We start from the raw sequence: 16,552 nt of genomic DNA, 5'->3' as shown, positions 1-16,552 counted from the left end.
GGGGCAGGTCGCGGGCGTCAGCCGCCGGGGGCGGGTTGCGTGGGGGTCGGTTCCGGGTCGGGTGCGTCCGCGATGACGAAGGCCTCGGTCGCATCACCGGTCTGCGACAGGTTCGAACCATCGGACGTCGTGACGGTGGCGCGGACCTTCACCGACTTCGCACCCAGCGGAGGAGTCGGTGCCGTCTCACCGGCGTTCCAGCCGGCCGGGAACCCAATCGGGAGGTTGCCGTCGTCATCGAGGTACCAGTAGGCGGTGTACCGGACGGTCCCGCCGCTGGGACCGGCCACCGACAGGGGCTGGCCCTGCTGGGCCGTCGTGATGGAGAGCCGGGTGTCGAACGCCGCCGCGGCGCCGGTCCACGATTGGTCGTCGGTGGTGCAGAACGAGCTCCCCGGGCCTCCACAGGCACGGAGGACCAGCTGGGAAGAGATGTTCCGGCCACCGGCGCCGGGAACGCCCGTCCACGATTGGCCGGGCTGGAGCGTCACGGCCTGCCCACCGGTCTCGAGCTGGTAGTGATCCGCGGGCCGTGACGGCGCCGTCAGGGTCACGTTCCAGATGTTGGCGCTCGTCTCAGTGGTGCGGACGTCCGGTCGGCTCGTACCCGACGGGCGTTCGTAGGTCACGGCGTCGACGTACTCGACGTTGCAGAAGTAGCCGTTGGTCACGGTCACCGCGTACCGGGTCGAGCCGCCGCCGACGCCCGAGTCGCGCGTCGGACTCGAACTGCCGAGCGAGTTCGAGGGCGGAGCAGCACAGTCCACGTTGCCGGATCGGAACACGGCGTACCGCAGGCCGGTCCCGCCGGCGGCGTCGCCGGCGCTCCAGCTCACGGTCACCGTCGACCGGCCGGACGAGTCCGCCTGGTCCCCGGCGACCGCCTGGAGGTTCGTCGGCTTGCCCGGCGTCCCGACGGCACTGCCGGTGGCGGACGCGGAGTTCCACTGCACGACGGTGCCGTTGCGGTCGGCGTCGTTGCGAGCGGACACGGTGACCTTGTACTGGGCAGCGCTCTGGGCGCCGGTGAACGAGGTGTTCGTGGCGGTACCGGTGTGCCGCGTGGTCGACAGGCCCGGGCCCTCGACCGTGACGATGTAGTCGTCGACCGCGCTGCCGTTGTTCGGCGCGGACACCTTGCCCCACTTGACGTCGAGCTGGTTCGGTGTCGCCTTGCTCGGCGTGACCGTGATGCCCTTCGGGGGCGCCGGCACGAAGTCCGCACTCATCGGACCCGAGCGGGACGAGGGCTTCGAGTCACCGATCGCGTTGGTCGCCACGACCTGGAACCGGTACGACGCCTTCGGGTCGAGTCCGGTCAGCGTGCACACCGTCGCGGTCCCGCAGTTCTTCGAGACGCCGTTGGTCCCGACGACCCGGTAGCCCGTGATGGGCGAGTTGTTGCCCTGCGGGGTCGACCACGTGAGCGTGACCTGACCGCCGTCGTAGGAACCGGTGCGGGTGGGTGCACCCGGAGCGTCCGGGACGTCCTGCACCGAGATGGTGACGTCGCCCCAGACGTACCGGTCGGGGTCGTTCGTCGCGTCCGCCACCTGGTACTGCAGGTGGGCGTCACCGGGCTTCGCAGTGTCGGCGACCGAGACCTGCAGGCGCGTACGGTCACCGCTCGGGGTCACGGTGACACCGCTCGGCAGCCCGCCGGACAGGCCCCGGATGTTCACGACGCGCAACCGCTCACCCGGGAACGGGTTGGTCGGCTGGTCGTTCGTGAGCACGTCGATGGTGGTGGTCGCCCCGCGCTTCGTCACCGACCGGTCGGCACCGGGCTGGACCACGGGACGGGTGGAGGCGACGACGCCGACGGTGACGGTGCCGGCGCGACCGGCGTTGGCGTCGTCCGCGACACCGATCCCGATCGACGCGGTGGTGTTCTTCTTCGCGGTGTCGGCGACCGAGATCGTGAGCTGCTGCTTCGCGATCGACGCGGTCGTCCCCGCGGCGGGCCGGCCGACGATCGAGTACCGGAGCTCGGGCAGGTCCCTGGGGTACGGGTAGTCGGTCAGCTTCGTCAGGTCGATCTTGCGCGTCTCGCCCGGCTGCATCTCGACCGAGGAGCCCGTGAACGCCGGCGGCTGGTTCGACCGGGGTGTGACCGTGATCGGGAGCACGAGGGTGGCGACGCGGCCCTTGCCGCCGTTCGCCGACGACCCGTCGGTGACCTCGAACGAGATCGACGCCTTGCCGTAGTAGAGCTTCGACGACGTGAACTGCAGCGTCGACGAGTCCACCACCAGGCTCTGCCCGTTGCCGTGGGTGGCCTTGACCGTGCCACGGTCGGTGATCTTCGCGGTCTCCCCGTTCGCCGTCACGACGAAGTCCTGCAGCGGGATGCGGACGGTGGCTTCGCTCTTCACCGTGACCGCACCGGCGCTGCGGTTGATCTGGGGCAGGGCGTCGTCGAAGCCCGGCACGTTGATGAAGCCGTAGGAGACGATGTCCGGGTGGTCGGCCCGGGCGACCGAGAACGGGATCACCTGCGAGTCGTCGGTCAACCGGACGGTGATGCGGCCGTCGTCGGTGGGCGTCGCGGTGTCGCCGTAGCCGGGGACGACCCCGACCCGGAGGTCGGCCGCGGTGCCCTCGGCGAAGAAGACGTTGTCGAGCACGTCGACGGTCACGCTCTGCCGGTGCAGGATGTCCTGTAGGTCGAGGGTCGTGTCGTCGACCTCGGGCCGGAGCGGCTGCGCGTCGGGGTCGACGGTCACCGTGAGGAAGGCCGTGCTCGATCCCCCGCTGCTGTTCGCGACGGTGTAGAGCACCGCGAAGTCACCGCTCTTCGCCGACTCCGGAGGCGTGACGCGGATCTGCTGCTTCCGGAGGACCTTGGCGGTGACGTCCTCTGCCGTCGGCTCGGCCTGCGCGACGGTCAGCTGCCCGCCTTCGGGGTCGGAGTCGTTCTGCAGGACGCGCACCGTCACCGACCCACCGGGGCGGATCGTGACGTGGTCGGCCTCGGCCACGGGGTTCGAGGCCTGCTCGGCGCGGGGTGCGATGCCGACCCGTACGGTGCCGGTGGCACGGGCCCCGAGGGCGTCGACGACGGTGTAGGTGAACTCGTCGGTGCCGGCCGAGTAGTCGCCCGCCTCGTAGGTAAGGGCGTCCGAGGCGACGTCCGAGACCGACCCCTTGTCGGGGTTGGAGCCCACGCCGACCAGCTGGACGGAGTCGCCGTCCGGGTCGATCCCGTTCAACGGCACGCTGACACGCACCGACGACCCGGCGACGACGCGCGCGGTGACGGTCTGCGGGACGGGCGGGTTGTTCGTGGCGGCGTCGCGTTCGCGCACCGAGATCGACACCGCGGCGTCGGCGTACTGGCCGTCCGGGCCGGCGACCCGGTAGACGGCGGTGTAGTTGCCCGGCGTCTTCGGGGCGAGGTACCGCAGGTGGTCGCCGGAGACGAACAGCAGGCCGCCGTCACCGGGGACGTTCTGCACCAGTTCGGGCTGCAGCGTCAACGGCTCGCCCTCGGGCTGGGTGTCGTTGTCGAGCACGTCGATGTTCGCGACGTCACCGACACGGACGGTGGCGCTGTCCGGCTGGGCGACCGGTGGCTGGATGCGGTCGGGCTTCGGGATCTCGACGACCGTGATCGTGCCGGGTGACGACGCCAGGCCGTTCGTCTCCGTGTACCCGAACGAGACCGGGCCGTCGAGGGGCGCCGTGAGCGTGACACGGACCGTGTGCTGGTCGAGGATGCTCGCCTGCACCCCGCTGCCCCGTGGGGGTCCGTCGAGCGCCGTCACGAGCAGCACCCCGCCCGCCGGGTCGATGTCGGTGGCGGTGACGTCCGTGTCCTTGGTGGACAGGGTGTTGACGAACACCGTCTTCGGCGTGGTGATCGGCGCCGTCGAGGCGTCCGGTGGCGCGAGGACGGTCACCCGGACGATGCCGCTCGAGGTCTTGACGCCGTCGGTCACCGTGTACTCGAGCTGGTGGTCGCCCGCCCGCTCCCCCTGCACCCGGAAGGTCCCGGCGTCGTAGCTCGGGGTGACGGTGAGCCCGGACGCCGACGACACGCTCGTCAGCGTCACGGTGCCGTTGCCACCGCGCACGTGGTCGAGCGGCTCGACCGTGAAGGCCTTGCCGGCGTACCCGGACACGGGGAACGGATCGGCGCGCAGCGGGACGGTGCCCTGCTTGGCGACCCGGACCGTCACGGCACCCCGGCCGTCGGCACGTCCGTCGCTCACGACCAGCTGCACGGAGCGCTCGCCGGTCCGGCCGCTGTCGTTCCGGAAGTCGAGCAGGCCGTCCGGCGTGGTGGACACCCGGTCGCCGTTCGACGCGGTCGCCGACTCCAGGTACACCGGGTCGCCGTCCGGGTCGACCCAGTCGCCGAGGACGTTCGAGACGACATGCCCGTTCTGGACGACGTCGGCCGAGGTGTCACGGACCTGCCGCGGCGCCTCGTTCTGACTGTCGGGGCGCACGCTGATCCGGACGGTCGCGGTGTCTGATCCGCCGTTGCCGTCGGTGATCGTGTACGGGAACGTCACGGTCCCCGTGGCGCGCGACGACAGCGTGACCTGCAGGCGTTGACCGTCGCCGACGATCGCGACGCGGCCGGCGGACTTCGAGATGGCGCCGACCTCGCTCACGATGATCGGGTCACCGTTCGGGTCGTAGTCGTTCAGCAGGACCGGGAGGCTCGTGGTGCGTCCCGGACGAGCGCCCAGTTCGTCGTCCACCGCCACCGGCGGCTTCTGGTCCTTGTCGACCTCGGGGTCGTCGTCGGAGACCTGCTCCTGCTGCTGCTCGTCGTCCTGCTTGATCAGGTCGGCCCAGTTGTCGATGAGCTGCCCGCTCCGGTCGATCGCCCAGGAACGGCCGCTCGTCGGGTCGTTGGCGACGACGGTGTCGCCGTTGTGCAGGATCTGCAGTTCGCTCGTGCCGCCGGTGCTCGCCAGCCGCTGCAGCGCGTTGCCGTCACACGTGTCGATCGCCTGTCCGCCCGCCCACGCCGCGTACGTGCAGGAGCCGTCGACGTAGGGCCGCGCGGCTCGTCCGGCCACCTGGAGCGCGGTGGCGTCCACGGTGCCGGAGGCGCTGACACGGACCAGGCCCGCCGTGCCCGCGACCGTGACCTGGGCCGTGCTGTCGGAGGACCGCTGGAGGGCCGGCGACGACCCCACCCGGTCGCCGAGATCGACGGTGCGGCCGTCGACCGACAGGGCACCGCTCGTGCGGTCGAGCACGGCGAGGTGACCGTCGAACGTGGCGACCTGGAAGTCGTCGCCCCGGTCCATGTCGACCTTCCACCGTTCGGCGACGGTGAGTGTCGTGCCGACGTCGACCAGCGACGCCGTCCCGGTCTTCGCGGAATAGACCGCGACGTGGCCGTCGGAGGCGTCGAAGACCGTGTCGGCGCCCAGGGTCAGGTCGGCCTTGGCCGACGCGTCGAACTCGGCGAGGTCGTTCGCGGGGGTCGCCCAGAGCTCGCCCGTGTCGGCGTTGCCGATGACCGCGGTGTCGCCCGCGAAGAAGACCTGGGGCGCTCCCGCCGGCAGCGTGATCGCATCACCCACGGTGGCGTCGGCGACGTCGACCCGGGCGACCGTGCCCTTGGTCTCGTCCACGCTGTACACCGTGGAGCCGCGCTGCAGCACGGACAGGTCGTCGCTGGCCGTCTCGACCGCGGTGTTGAGTTGCAGGATGCCGGTGTTCGCCCGGCCGACCGCGCCGTACTCGGCCGAGGGCACCCAGACCGTGCCGTCGCCGAGGTCGACGCGTTGCGTGTGGTACCCGGTGGAGACGAGGGCGGTGGTCGCGACGACGGCGGCGACGAGCACCGAGGCACCGGTCGTCACGGCGGCGGAGCGGTGCTTCGCGAGGAGGGCGCGGATCACCCGGCGCTCCCGATCGTCGCGCACTTCTGCGCGCTCGCGGCACCCGTCTTGCCGTCGCGGTTCACGGCGACGGCGATGCACTCCTCGTCGCCGCGCTCGCCCGAGACGACGAACGTCGTGCCGGTCTGCTGGCTCGACGACCCGTTGGAGGAGATGACGTAGGTGTCACCGCTGCGCAGCCCGGGGTCTGTCCAGCTGAAGGACACGGACTGCGGCGACGGCGCGGCTCGGACCTCGGCCACGACCGGGATCGCCCCGGCGCCGAGCCGACCGACGACGACGACCGTGGCGATCGCCAGTGCGGCGACCACGACGACGGCGAGGGACGTCGCCCAGACCAGGGTCGAACGGGTCCGGCGCCGGGCACGCGTCACGGACCCGGTGCGGTGCACGGTGCCGACGCTGTGCGACCCTCCGGCCACGACCCCGCCCTGCACCGCGCGGCGGGTGCGACGACGCCCGCCGACCCGGGTGGGTGGCTGCAGTTCACGGATCACGGTGCGCTCACCGTGCGGGGTCGGCGTCGAGATCGCCCAGGCCTCGACCGCGACGTCGGCGGACGTCTGCGGGATGCCGAGCTCGGCCTCGACCTGCTGGAACCCGCGGACGAGTTCGATCACCGTCGCGGGGCGGCCCTGCGGCTTGCGGGACAGCGCCGAGGCGAGCAGGCGCTCCAGCGAGGGCGGCACGTCGGTGCGACCGGTGGGCTTCACGCCGCCCTTGTCGATCCGGTGCATCAGCTCGTTCGCACCGTTCTTGCCGCCGCGGACCTCGAACGGGCTGCGCCCGGCGAGGAGCGAGTACACGGTCGCCGCGAGCGAGTACACCTCGGACTGGATCGTGCCGCGCGACTCGTCGATCAGGACCTCGGGCGCGGACCACGGGATCGACATGCCGATCGGCTCGTCGGGGTCGGTACCCCCGATCGTCGCGGCGATGCCGAAGTCGGAGAGCACGGGGTTGCCGTAGGCCGTCAGCAGGATGTTCGACGGCTTGATGTCGCGGTGCAGCACGCCCTCACGGTGTGCGGTCTCGAGCGCCGACCCGATGCGGATGCCGATCGACAGCACCTCGGACACCGGGATCGGTTCGCGGCGGTAGCGCTCACTGAGGGACGAGGAGCAGAGCTCCATGACCAGGTAGGGCCGACCGTCGGCGGCGACGCTGGCCTGGAGGACGGTGAGGATCGACGGGTGCGTGCTGAGCCGGGCCATCAGGTTGGCCTCGGCCTGGAACATCTGCCGGACACGGTCGTCGACGACCTCGTCCAGCAGCACCTTCACCGCGACCTGTCGTCGGGGCATGTCCTGCTCGTAGAGGAAGACGTCGGCGAAGCCACCGGACCCGAGGACGTGCACAGGACTGAAACCGCCGATCACGGGCGGGTTGGACGGCAGGCGTCTCGCCATGGTCCTCTCCTCCCCCGGCCGAGCGGCCAGCTCTCTCGACGTGGCCATGTCATTGTACGAAGCGTGGGTGACCGACATTCCGCACGCCGATCCCCCACAGCTCGACGTGTTCCCCCAGTTCGGGGGCCAGCTAGTGGCGCGGCAGCGTGTCCTCGAGGTCACCGTCGTCCGGTGCGGCATCGACCTGCAGCACCACCACGGTGACGTTGTCACGACCGCCGGCCACGACGGCGTCGCCGACCAGGCGCTCCGCCAGGTCCTGCGCGCCCGGCTCACGTGCCGCGATGCGCGCGATCCCGGCGTCGCCGAGTTCCTTGGTGAGCCCGTCGGAGCAGACGATGTAGCGGTCGCCGGCCCGAAGGGGCAGGGTCCACCAGTCCGGCGCCGGCGGTTCGCCGAAGCCGACCGCACGCGTGATGACGTTGCTGTCCGGGTGCTGCTCGGCGTCCTCGGCGCGCAGCAGGCCGGCGTCCACCATCTCCTGCACCACCGAGTGGTCGACGGTGACGCGGCGGAGCACACCGTCCTCGATGCGGTAGGTGCGGGAGTCACCGACGTTGAACACGAGCGCCGCGGGCTGCCCGAGCGAGGCCACGAGCGCGATCCCGGTGACGGTGGTGCCCGCGCCGATGGCGTTGCCGCCGGCTGCACGCTCGATGTCGGCGGTCGCGAGGAGCAGCGCACGCTGGATGCCCTGACGCGTGGTGAACGGTTCGGCCGTCACCTGCTCGAGCCGACGCACGACCGCGTCACTGGCACGGTCGCCCGCGAGGTGTCCGCCCATGCCGTCGGCGACGACGAAGAACGGCGCGCCCACGATGTAGCTGTCCTCGTTGTGGTCACGCCGCCGACCGACGTCGGTCGCGGCTCCCCACGAGAGTGTCAGGGTGGCGCCGTCGGCACCGGGGACGTCGATGGCGTGCGCAGTGGCTGCTCGGCCGAGTTCGGTCACGTGTCAGGATCGCTCTCTGGTGGGTCGGGGCGTGCCGTGTGCTGTCTGATCGGAGGGCCACGGGGGAACCGGAGGCAGCCCCTCTGCCGTCGGTGCGACCCGGAGGTACGGCGAGAGGACCTCGATGGCGTTGCCGTCACCGATCTCGACTACCGTACCCGTCAGCGCGACGATCGACGCACCCGAAGCCATGCGGTAGGCGGGTGCCCCGGCCGGGCGGACGACGGTCCCGTTGGTGGACCGGAGGTCCTGCACGACGACGGCTTCGCCCTCGGCGTGCATCCGGACGTGGGACGACGACACCTGCCCGTACGTCGACCGCACGGTCACGAGTTCGGGCTGCGGGCCACGGGTGACCCGCGGCAGCGACGGCCGTCGCCCGATGACCACCGGGTGGTCGAGCCGGAAGGTGCGGTCGCCGATGCGGATCGAGGGCACGCGTGCCGTGGGGGCGGCGGGCAGCGCCGGGACGGCCGGGAGGCCCGGGGCGGCACCCAGGAACGGGCTCGGCCCGGCACCGGGTCGCGCCGGCACCCGGACGACGGTGTCCTCCGGATCGACATCATCCACCGCTGCGGGTGGCTGGTCGGTCGCCCCGGCCGCGGGCCGGATGACCGTGTCACCGAGGACCCCGTCGTCGGAACCGGGGTCAGAGTCGGAGTCGGGACCGGCTCCCGGAACGACGGGACCTGCGCGCCGGATGACAGTGTCGTCGACGGCGTCCGCCGTCCGGTCGCCCAGCGATCGTCGGGGTCGCCGGATGACGGTGTCCTCGATGTCGTCGTCGTACAACCGGAGCCCTCCCAGCGTGGTCTCCCCCACCGTAGACGATCCGGTCGACCCCACGTCATCGACGCACCCACGACGGCCCGCTGCCCGCGACGACCGAGCGCAGGACGAGCCCCGCGAGCGGGTCGTCCGCGCGGGTCTCGAGGGCGTACCGGGCACGCGTCTCCGCCCGGGCCCACGACCCGAGCGCCCACGCACACCAGGCGCCGAGCGACAGGGCGCCGGCAGCGCCCGACGATCCGTCGAACGGGCCGTCCTGCGCCCGCCACACGCGCCACGCATCGGCACACCGGTCACCGGCGAGCCGCACGCGGGCCCGATCGGGAGCCGGGCCGAAACCGTGGAGCGCCGGCGGTGTCGGGTCCGCGAAGGGGTCGAACACCCGGATCGACCGGGGATCGGGCGTGCCCTGCGCCGCGATGAACGGCACCAGGGCCATCCGGGGCGCGAGTGCGCCGCACGCGGTCACCACGGCCGTCGCAGCGGCCGTCGACAGGTCGGCGCGACCGGGCGCGACCAGCGCGGCCGCCGCAGCGGGGAGGGTGACCGCCGCGGCGATCTCGCGAGGGAAACGGACTGCGGAGCCGGGGCCGGACTGTGCCGTGAGAGGGATCATGCACGCCATCGAAACGTGCTGGGAGCCTCCAGGCAGGGTCGCCCCGACCATCTGTGGACCGGAGCGAGCCCGCTCACGCCTGTGGAGGACGAGCCGACCCGGCACCCGCTCAGGCGACGACGGGCTCCAGGCTCTCGGCGACCAGGTCCCAGCCACCCTCGTTGCGCTCGACGACCACGCCGTTCGCGGCCGCCCAACCGACCAGGTCGTCCATGCTGCCGATGCTCGCGCCGGTGCGGGCGAGCAGCGCCACCAGGCGACCCTTCGCGGTCTTGTTCCAGTGGTTCAGCGCACGACGACGACCGGAGCCGTCGACGCTCACCACCCGTGGTGCCACTGCTCCGGACACGGGACCGAGCTGCCGGTACCCCTCGGACCGCAGGTCGAGCACCAGGCCGTCCGCACGGGTCAGCAGGGAACGGGTCGACACCGCGGGCCAGTGCGCGGCCAACCGGATCGAGCCGAGCCGGGAGTCGTGTGAGAGCCGGTACGCCGGGATCGGGTCACCGGCACCGATGGGGCCGAACATCGCGGACTGCACGATCACGTGTTCCGCCCACCACGCACGGGTCGCCGCATCCGCGTCCTGCGCGCTCAACGGGTCGTAGAGGACCCCGGTGTACCGCTCGATCGCGGGCATGGTACCCGAGGTGTCGAGCTCGAGGTTCCGGAGCCGCTCGGCGATCGACTTCGGACCGAGCTTGAGCGCCGTCCTGGCCGAGGACTCCTCGGAACTGACGAAGCGGGCCGCGGTGATCACCGCGGCCCGCTCATCGGCCAGTTCCGGGAACGAGAGCGCACGCAGATCGAGCGTGCGGCTCGTGTCCCCGCCCTCCCGCTTCGTCTCCGAAGGCGGGAGCAGGACGGTCAGTCCGGTCAGGACGCCAGCGCGGCCTGCCGCGCGACGATCGTCACCGTGTCGTGCTCGACCGACAGGAAGCCGTCCTCGGCGTCGACCGCGACGGTCGACCCATCGGCCCGCGTGATGCGGACCTGACCCTGCGCCAGGATCGCGAGCATCGGCTCGTGTCCGGCGAGGATGCCGATCTGGCCCTCTGTCGTCCGTGCGACGACCATGGTGGTGTCGCCCGACCAGACCTCACGGTCCGCCGAGACGACGCTCACGCTGAGACCCGCCATGTCAGCGGTTCTCCTTCTGGATCTGAGCCCACTTCTCTTCCACGTCGTTGATGCCACCGACGTTGAAGAACGCCTGGGTCGCAACGTGGTCGAACTCGCCGTCGGCGATGGCGCGGAAGGACTCGATGGTGTCCTTGAGCGGCACCGTGGAGCCCTCGACACCCGTGAACTTCTTCGCCATGTAGGTGTTCTGCGAGAGGAACTGCTGGATACGACGAGCGCGCTCGACCGTGATCTTGTCCTCTTCGGAGAGCTCATCGACACCGAGGATGGCGATGATCTCCTGCAGTTCCTTGTTCTTCTGGAGGATCTGCTTGACGCGCGTGGCCGTCTCGTAGTGGTCGGCACCCAGGTAGCGCGGGTCCATGATGCGCGACGTCGAGGCCAGCGGGTCGATCGCGGGGTACAGACCCTGCGATGCGATCTCACGGGAGAGCTCGGTCGTCGCGTCGAGGTGCGCGAACGTGGTGGCCGGAGCCGGGTCGGTGTAGTCGTCAGCCGGCACGTAGATCGCCTGCAGCGAGGTGATCGAGTGACCACGCGTCGAGGTGATGCGCTCCTGGAGCACACCCATCTCGTCGGCGAGGTTGGGCTGGTAGCCCACGGCGGACGGCATGCGGCCGAGCAGCGTCGAGACCTCGGAGCCGGCCTGCGTGAAGCGGAAGATGTTGTCGATGAAGAGGAGCACGTCCTGCTTCTGGACATCGCGGAAGTACTCCGCCATCGTCAGCGCCGACAGGGCCACGCGGAGACGCGTTCCCGGCGGCTCGTCCATCTGGCCGAACACGAGGGCCGTCTTGTCGAAGACACCCGCCTCTTCCATCTCACCGATGAGGTCGTTGCCCTCACGGGTGCGCTCACCGACACCGGCGAACACCGACACACCGCCGTGGTCCTGCGCAACGCGCTGGATCATCTCCTGGATGAGGACGGTCTTGCCGACGCCCGCACCACCGAAGAGGCCGATCTTGCCACCCTGCACGTACGGGGTGAGGAGGTCGATGGACTTGATGCCGGTCTCGAACATCGAGGTCTTGGACTCGAGCTGGTCGAAGGCCGGGGCCTTGCGGTGGATCGGCCAGCGCTCGGTGATCTCGAGCTTCTCGTCCGTGTTGAGCACGTTCCCGAGGACGTCGAAGACCTTGCCCTTGGTGACGTCGCCGACGGGGACCGAGATCGGAGCGCCCGAGTCACGGACCTCCTGGCCACGGACCAGGCCGTCGGTCGGCTTCAGGGAGATGGCACGGACGAGGTCGTCGCCGAGGTGCTGCGCGACCTCGAGGCCGATCTCCTGCGACGAGTCACCGATGGTGATGGTCGTGAACAGGAGGTTGTACATCTCCGGGATTGCGTCGTGGGGGAACTCGATGTCGACGACGGGGCCCGTGACACGGGCGATCCGGCCGACACCGGGCGCCGACGACGTCTCGACCGCGGTGGTTGCGGTGTCGGTCATGGCTGGTGCCTTCCTGAGGGTGGGTATCTGTCCGCGAACGACGCGGACTACTTCTTCTTCGACGAGAGGGCGTCGGCGCCGCCGACGATCTCGGAGATCTGCTGGGTGATCTCCGCCTGACGCGCGTTGTTCGCGAGTCGGGTGAAGTCACGGATCAGCGAGTCGGCGTTGTCGCTGGCCGCCTTCATCGCCTTCTGACGCGCAGCGTGCTCGGAAGCAGCCGACTGCAGCATGGCGTTGAAGATGCGGCTCTCGATGTAGACCGGGAGCAGCGAGTCGAGCACCGCATCGGCGTCCGGCTCGAACTCGTAGAGCGGCAGGGGCTCGTTGCCCTCGGGCTCGTCGATGCCCTCGACGACCTCGAGGGGCAGCAGGCGAACGACCTGCGGCTCCTGGGTCGCCAGGCTGATGAACCGGTTGAACACGATGTGGATCTCGTCCACGCCGCCCTCAGCGGTGTCCTGGAGGAACTTCGCCACGACGGCGTCGCCGATCTCCTTGGCCGTCGAGAACTCCGGCTGGTCGGTGTTGCCGACCCACTGCTGCTCGGACGGACGCTCACGGAACGCGAAGTACCCGACGGACTTGCGGCCGACCAGGTAGTAGACGACGTCCTTGCCCTCGCTGCGGAGCAGGGAGGCGAGCTCCTCGCCCTGCTTGAGGACGTTCGTGCTGAACGCGCCGTTGAGGCCGCGGTCCGAGGTGAAGAGCACGACGGCTGCACGGGTCGACGACTCCGGCTCGGTGGTCAGCACGTGGTCGACGTTCGAGAACGTCGCCACGGCCGACACCGCACGCGTGACGGCCCGCGAGTACGGACCGGACGCAGCCATACGGGCCTGCGCCTTCTGGATCCGCGACGCCGAGATCAGCTCCATGGCGCGGGTGACCTTCTTCGTGGTCTTCGCCGACTTGATCCGCTGGCGGTAGACCCGGACCTGCGCTGCCATCTAGCGACGACCCTTGACGATCTGCTCCTGGTCGACGTCCTCGGCGTCAGCCGCGTCGAACTGCTCGGAGCCGAGGGTCTTGCCGTCGCTCGTCTGGAAGCTCTTCGTGAACTCGTCGATCTGCTTGTCCATCTCGGCGACGGTCTCGTCGCTGAGCTGGTTCGTCTCGCGCAGCGTCGTGAGGACGTCGGAGTTGCGACGCAGGTGGTCGAGCAGCTCGGACTCGAAGCGGAGCACGTCCGGCACCGGGACGGTGTCGAGCTTGCCGTTCGTGCCGGCCCAGATCGAGACGACCTGCTCCTCGACCGGGTACGGCGAGTACTGCGGCTGCTTGAGGAGCTCGGTCAGACGCGCACCGCGCTCCAGCTGGCGACGCGACGCCTGGTCGAGGTCGGACGCGAACATCGCGAACGCCTCGAGCGAGCGGTACTGCGCCAGCTCGAGCTTCAGCGTGCCGGAGACCTTCTTGATCGACTTCACCTGGGCGTCACCACCGACGCGGGACACCGAGATGCCCACGTCGACTGCCGGACGCTGGTTCGCGTTGAAGAGGTCCGACTGCAGGAAGATCTGGCCGTCGGTGATGGAGATGACGTTGGTCGGGATGTACGCCGAGACGTCGTTCGCCTTGGTCTCGATGATCGGGAGACCCGTCATCGAACCGGCGCCGAGCTCGTCGGACAGCTTCGCGCAACGCTCCAGCAGACGGGAGTGCAGGTAGAAGACGTCACCCGGGTAGGCCTCGCGGCCCGGCGGACGACGCAGGAGGAGCGACACCGCACGGTAGGCCTCGGCCTGCTTCGACAGGTCATCGAAGATGATGAGGACGTGCTTGCCCTGGTACATCCAGTGCTGGCCGATGGCCGAACCGGTGTACGGGGCGAGGTACTTGAAGCCGGCCGGGTCGGAGGCCGGAGCGGCGACGATGGTGGTGTACTCCATCGCACCGGCGTCCTCGAGCGCACCCTTGACCGAGGCGATCGTGGAGCCCTTCTGACCGATGGCGACGTAGATGCAGCGAACCTGCTTCTCCTCGTCGCCGGACTCCCAGTTGGCCTTCTGGTTGATGATCGTGTCGATCGCGATGGCCGTCTTGCCGGTCTGGCGGTCGCCGATGATCAGCTGACGCTGACCACGGCCGACGGGGATCATCGCGTCGATGGCCTTGATGCCGGTCTGCAGCGGCTGGTGGACCGACTTGCGGGCCATGACGCCGGGAGCCTGGAGTTCGAGGGCACGACGGCCCTCTGCGGCGATCTCGCCGAGACCGTCGATCGGGGCGCCGAGCGGGTCGACGACGCGACCGAGGAAGGCGTCGCCGACGGGGGCGGAGAGGACCTCACCCGTACGGGTGACCTCCATGCCCTCCTCGATGCCGCCGAACTCGCCGAGCACGATGGCGCCGATCTCGTCTTCGTCGAGGTTCTGCGCCAGGCCGAGCGTGCCGTCCGCGAAGCGGATGAGCTCGTTCGCCATGACGCCGGGGAGACCCTCGACGTGGGCGATGCCGTCACCGGCGTCGGTGACGTGCCCGACCTCGGCCGTGGAGGCCTTCGTCGGCTCGTAGTTCGAGACGAAGTCCTTCAGGGCATCACGGATCTCATCGGGGCTGATGGTGATGTCTGCCATGGGATTTTCCTTGTGGTTTTCCGGGGCCCTTCGGCTCCGAGAGGGTGACGCTGCCGGACTCGGCAGTTCCCGTTGTGGACTTGGGGAGGAGCGGCTTCGACCGTACGCCTAGCCGGCGAGCTGGAGCCGGAGCTCCGAGAGTCGCGTGGACACGGTGCCGTCGATGACGTCGCCGCCGATCTGCACCCGGACCCCGCCGACGACCGTGGGGTCGACGACCTGGTTGATGCTGATGTCCTTGCCGTACCGCTCGGACAGACCGCGCGTGACGCGGGCCGACTGGGCGGGGGTCAGTGGCGTCGCCGTGACGACGGTCGCGACGAGCTTGCCGGCCTGCTCGGCCACGATGCGCGAGGCATCACGGACGATCTCACCGATGCGGCGGCCGCGGGGCTGCTGCACCAGGGCCGACACGATCGTGATCGTCTGCTCCGATGCCTTGGCACCGAGGAGCCGCTCGACGAGCGCGCCCTTCTGCTGGGGGCTGCCGAGCTTGGTGCCGAGCGCCAGCTCGAGGCCGGCGTCCGAGCGGACGGCGGTCTCGAAGGCGAACAGCTCCGACTCGATCGACGAGTCCGGACCCGCGGTGGCGGCGACGGCGCGGATGCCCGCGTCCTCGATGCCCGCGAGCAGGTCCTGCTGCGAGGACCAGCGCGAGCCGGCCACCGCGGTCAGGACCGCACGCGTCGCGTCCGACTGTCCGGCGAAGACGCGGTCGATGAGGACCTTCTTGCCGGCCGCGTCGGCCGTGGGGTCGGACAGCAGCCCGAGCAGCTGCGGCGCACCGGCGATCGCACGCCCGGAGGCGAGGATCTCGGCACCCGCGGCCAGGCCGGCGCTCGGACCGAGGTCCGACAGCACCGCCCTGGTGGACGCGAGTGCTTCTCTGGTAGCGCTGCGCATGCTCAGTGTTCCCCCGTCTTCGTGGCCTGCGAGGCCTCGAGGTCGGCGAGGAAGCGGTCGACCACTGCGGTCGACTTGGCGTCGTCCTTGAGCGACTCACCGATCACACCGGACGCGAGGTCCAGCGCGAGGGTGCCCACTTCGGACCGGAGTGCCTGGACGGCGCTTTGGCGCTCGGCCTCGATCTGCGCCTGGGCGTTGGCCGTGATGCGTGCTGCATCGGCGGCCGCCTGCTCGCGGACCTCGTTGCCGATCGCCGTGGCGTCGGCGCGGGCCTGCTCACGGATGCGCGAAGCCTCGGCACGTGCATCGGCGAGCTGCTTGTTGTACTCGTCGAGCGCAGCAGCGGCCTGCTCCTGAGCGGCCTCGGCCTTCTTGATACCGCCCTCGATGGCCTCGGTGCGCTCATCGAGCATCTTCGTGATGCGCGGCGTGACGACACGCCACATCACCAGGAAGATGATGACGAAGGCGAGCGCCGACCACACGATGTCGTACACCGGCGGGATCAGCGGATTGTGCGCTTCCTCCGCCGCGATGATGAGTGCGTTCTGCATCGAGGAACCTTAGTTGGTGAAGATGAAGTACGTGGCGATACCGATGAAGGCCAGGGCCTCGGTGAAGGCGATACCGATGTACATGAGGGTCGTCAGGCGGCCCTGGAGCTCGGGCTGGCGAGCGACGGACTCGATCGTCTTACCGACGACGATGCCGACACCGATGGCCGGGCCGATCGCTGCGAGGCCGTAGCCAACCGTCGCGATGTTGCCGTTGATCTCCGCGAGAACGGTCGTTGCGTCCACGTGTTTTCCTTTCGAGGTGCGGGTCCGACGGTCGC

The 16,552-nt window shown here is 70.2% G+C and carries 13 protein-coding genes; all 13 read right to left on the bottom strand.

The genetic code is table 11. The annotated features are described in order from the left end of the window. Nucleotides 1-17 precede the first annotated feature (17 nt). The 13 genes from DEJ02_RS16120 to atpE all read right to left on the bottom strand — a co-directional run bounded on the left by DEJ02_RS16120 (nt 18) and on the right by atpE (nt 16,517). Entirely contained in the window at nt 18-5,870 is a 5,853-nt protein-coding gene (locus DEJ02_RS16120) for an Ig-like domain-containing protein (RefSeq protein ID WP_111033773.1), read from the bottom strand. Continuing rightward, nucleotides 5,867-7,279 carry a serine/threonine-protein kinase gene (locus tag DEJ02_RS16115; RefSeq protein ID WP_111033772.1) on the bottom strand — a complete coding sequence of 471 codons (1,413 nt, stop codon included), beginning with the start codon at nt 7,277-7,279 and terminating at the stop codon, nt 5,867-5,869. The genes DEJ02_RS16120 and DEJ02_RS16115 overlap by 4 nt, the downstream gene beginning before the upstream one ends. Nucleotides 7,280-7,409: 130 nt before the next feature. Beyond that, on the bottom strand, nt 7,410-8,231 hold the full coding sequence (locus DEJ02_RS16110; protein ID WP_017885739.1) for a PP2C family serine/threonine-protein phosphatase: 822 nt from the start codon (nt 8,229-8,231) through the stop codon (nt 7,410-7,412). A gap of 3 nt (nt 8,232-8,234) precedes the next feature. Further along, nucleotides 8,235-9,053, bottom strand: a complete 819-nt coding sequence (locus tag DEJ02_RS16105; RefSeq protein WP_146249313.1) for an FHA domain-containing protein — start codon at nt 9,051-9,053, stop codon at nt 8,235-8,237. 25 nt (nt 9,054-9,078) lie between these two features. Beyond that, the gene (locus DEJ02_RS16100) at nt 9,079-9,636 is read right to left on the bottom strand and encodes a hypothetical protein (RefSeq protein WP_111033770.1); all 558 of its coding nucleotides are present in this window, start codon (nt 9,634-9,636) and stop codon (nt 9,079-9,081) included. 109 nt (nt 9,637-9,745) lie between these two features. After that, nucleotides 9,746-10,498 (bottom strand): YaaA family protein, encoded by a 753-nt coding sequence (locus tag DEJ02_RS16095; RefSeq protein WP_258378763.1) that lies wholly within the window; start codon nt 10,496-10,498, stop codon nt 9,746-9,748. A gap of 14 nt (nt 10,499-10,512) precedes the next feature. Beyond that, nucleotides 10,513-10,776, bottom strand: a complete 264-nt coding sequence (locus DEJ02_RS16090) for a F0F1 ATP synthase subunit epsilon (RefSeq protein WP_027465776.1) — start codon at nt 10,774-10,776, stop codon at nt 10,513-10,515. Nucleotide 10,777: 1 nt separating this feature from the next. After that, complete coding sequence (gene atpD, locus DEJ02_RS16085; protein WP_017885744.1) at nt 10,778-12,232, bottom strand: F0F1 ATP synthase subunit beta; 1,455 nt, start codon at nt 12,230-12,232, stop codon at nt 10,778-10,780. Nucleotides 12,233-12,279: 47 nt separating this feature from the next. Beyond that, the gene (locus tag DEJ02_RS16080) at nt 12,280-13,182 is read right to left on the bottom strand and encodes a F0F1 ATP synthase subunit gamma (protein ID WP_110864050.1); all 903 of its coding nucleotides are present in this window, start codon (nt 13,180-13,182) and stop codon (nt 12,280-12,282) included. Continuing rightward, complete coding sequence (gene atpA, locus DEJ02_RS16075; protein ID WP_027465778.1) at nt 13,183-14,811, bottom strand: F0F1 ATP synthase subunit alpha; 1,629 nt, start codon at nt 14,809-14,811, stop codon at nt 13,183-13,185. It lies immediately after the preceding gene. 108 nt (nt 14,812-14,919) lie between these two features. Further along, a complete protein-coding gene (locus DEJ02_RS16070) occupies nt 14,920-15,714 on the bottom strand; it encodes a F0F1 ATP synthase subunit delta (protein WP_111033768.1) in 795 nt (264 codons plus the stop codon). Nucleotides 15,715-15,716: 2 nt separating this feature from the next. After that, nucleotides 15,717-16,271, bottom strand: a complete 555-nt coding sequence (locus DEJ02_RS16065; protein WP_110859012.1) for a F0F1 ATP synthase subunit B — start codon at nt 16,269-16,271, stop codon at nt 15,717-15,719. 9 nt (nt 16,272-16,280) lie between these two features. Continuing rightward, nucleotides 16,281-16,517 (bottom strand): ATP synthase F0 subunit C, encoded by a 237-nt coding sequence (gene atpE / locus DEJ02_RS16060; protein WP_027465781.1) that lies wholly within the window; start codon nt 16,515-16,517, stop codon nt 16,281-16,283. Nucleotides 16,518-16,552: the final 35 nt, after the last annotated feature.

It is taken from the genome of Curtobacterium sp. MCLR17_042 (assembly GCF_003234695.1).
GTDB classification, from domain to species: Bacteria; Actinomycetota; Actinomycetes; order Actinomycetales; family Microbacteriaceae; genus Curtobacterium; species Curtobacterium flaccumfaciens.
The sequence above is the reverse complement of the archived record's forward strand: the minus strand, read 5'-3'. Positions and strand labels throughout refer to the sequence as shown.

What these genes read in the sequence shown, in the direction of transcription:
- DEJ02_RS16115 (WP_111033772.1), bottom strand. Translation starts at nt 7,279, where the DNA reads ATGGCGAGACGCCTGCCGTCCAACCCGCCCGTGATCGGCGGTTTCAGT.
- DEJ02_RS16100 (WP_111033770.1), bottom strand. Translation starts at nt 9,636, where the DNA reads ATGATCCCTCTCACGGCACAGTCCGGCCCCGGCTCCGCAGTCCGTTTC.
- DEJ02_RS16090 (WP_027465776.1), bottom strand. Translation starts at nt 10,776, where the DNA reads ATGGCGGGTCTCAGCGTGAGCGTCGTCTCGGCGGACCGTGAGGTCTGG.
- atpD (WP_017885744.1), bottom strand. Translation starts at nt 12,232, where the DNA reads ATGACCGACACCGCAACCACCGCGGTCGAGACGTCGTCGGCGCCCGGT.
- DEJ02_RS16080 (WP_110864050.1), bottom strand. Translation starts at nt 13,182, where the DNA reads ATGGCAGCGCAGGTCCGGGTCTACCGCCAGCGGATCAAGTCGGCGAAG.
- atpA (WP_027465778.1), bottom strand. Translation starts at nt 14,811, where the DNA reads ATGGCAGACATCACCATCAGCCCCGATGAGATCCGTGATGCCCTGAAG.
- DEJ02_RS16070 (WP_111033768.1), bottom strand. Translation starts at nt 15,714, where the DNA reads ATGCGCAGCGCTACCAGAGAAGCACTCGCGTCCACCAGGGCGGTGCTG.
- DEJ02_RS16065 (WP_110859012.1), bottom strand. Translation starts at nt 16,271, where the DNA reads ATGCAGAACGCACTCATCATCGCGGCGGAGGAAGCGCACAATCCGCTG.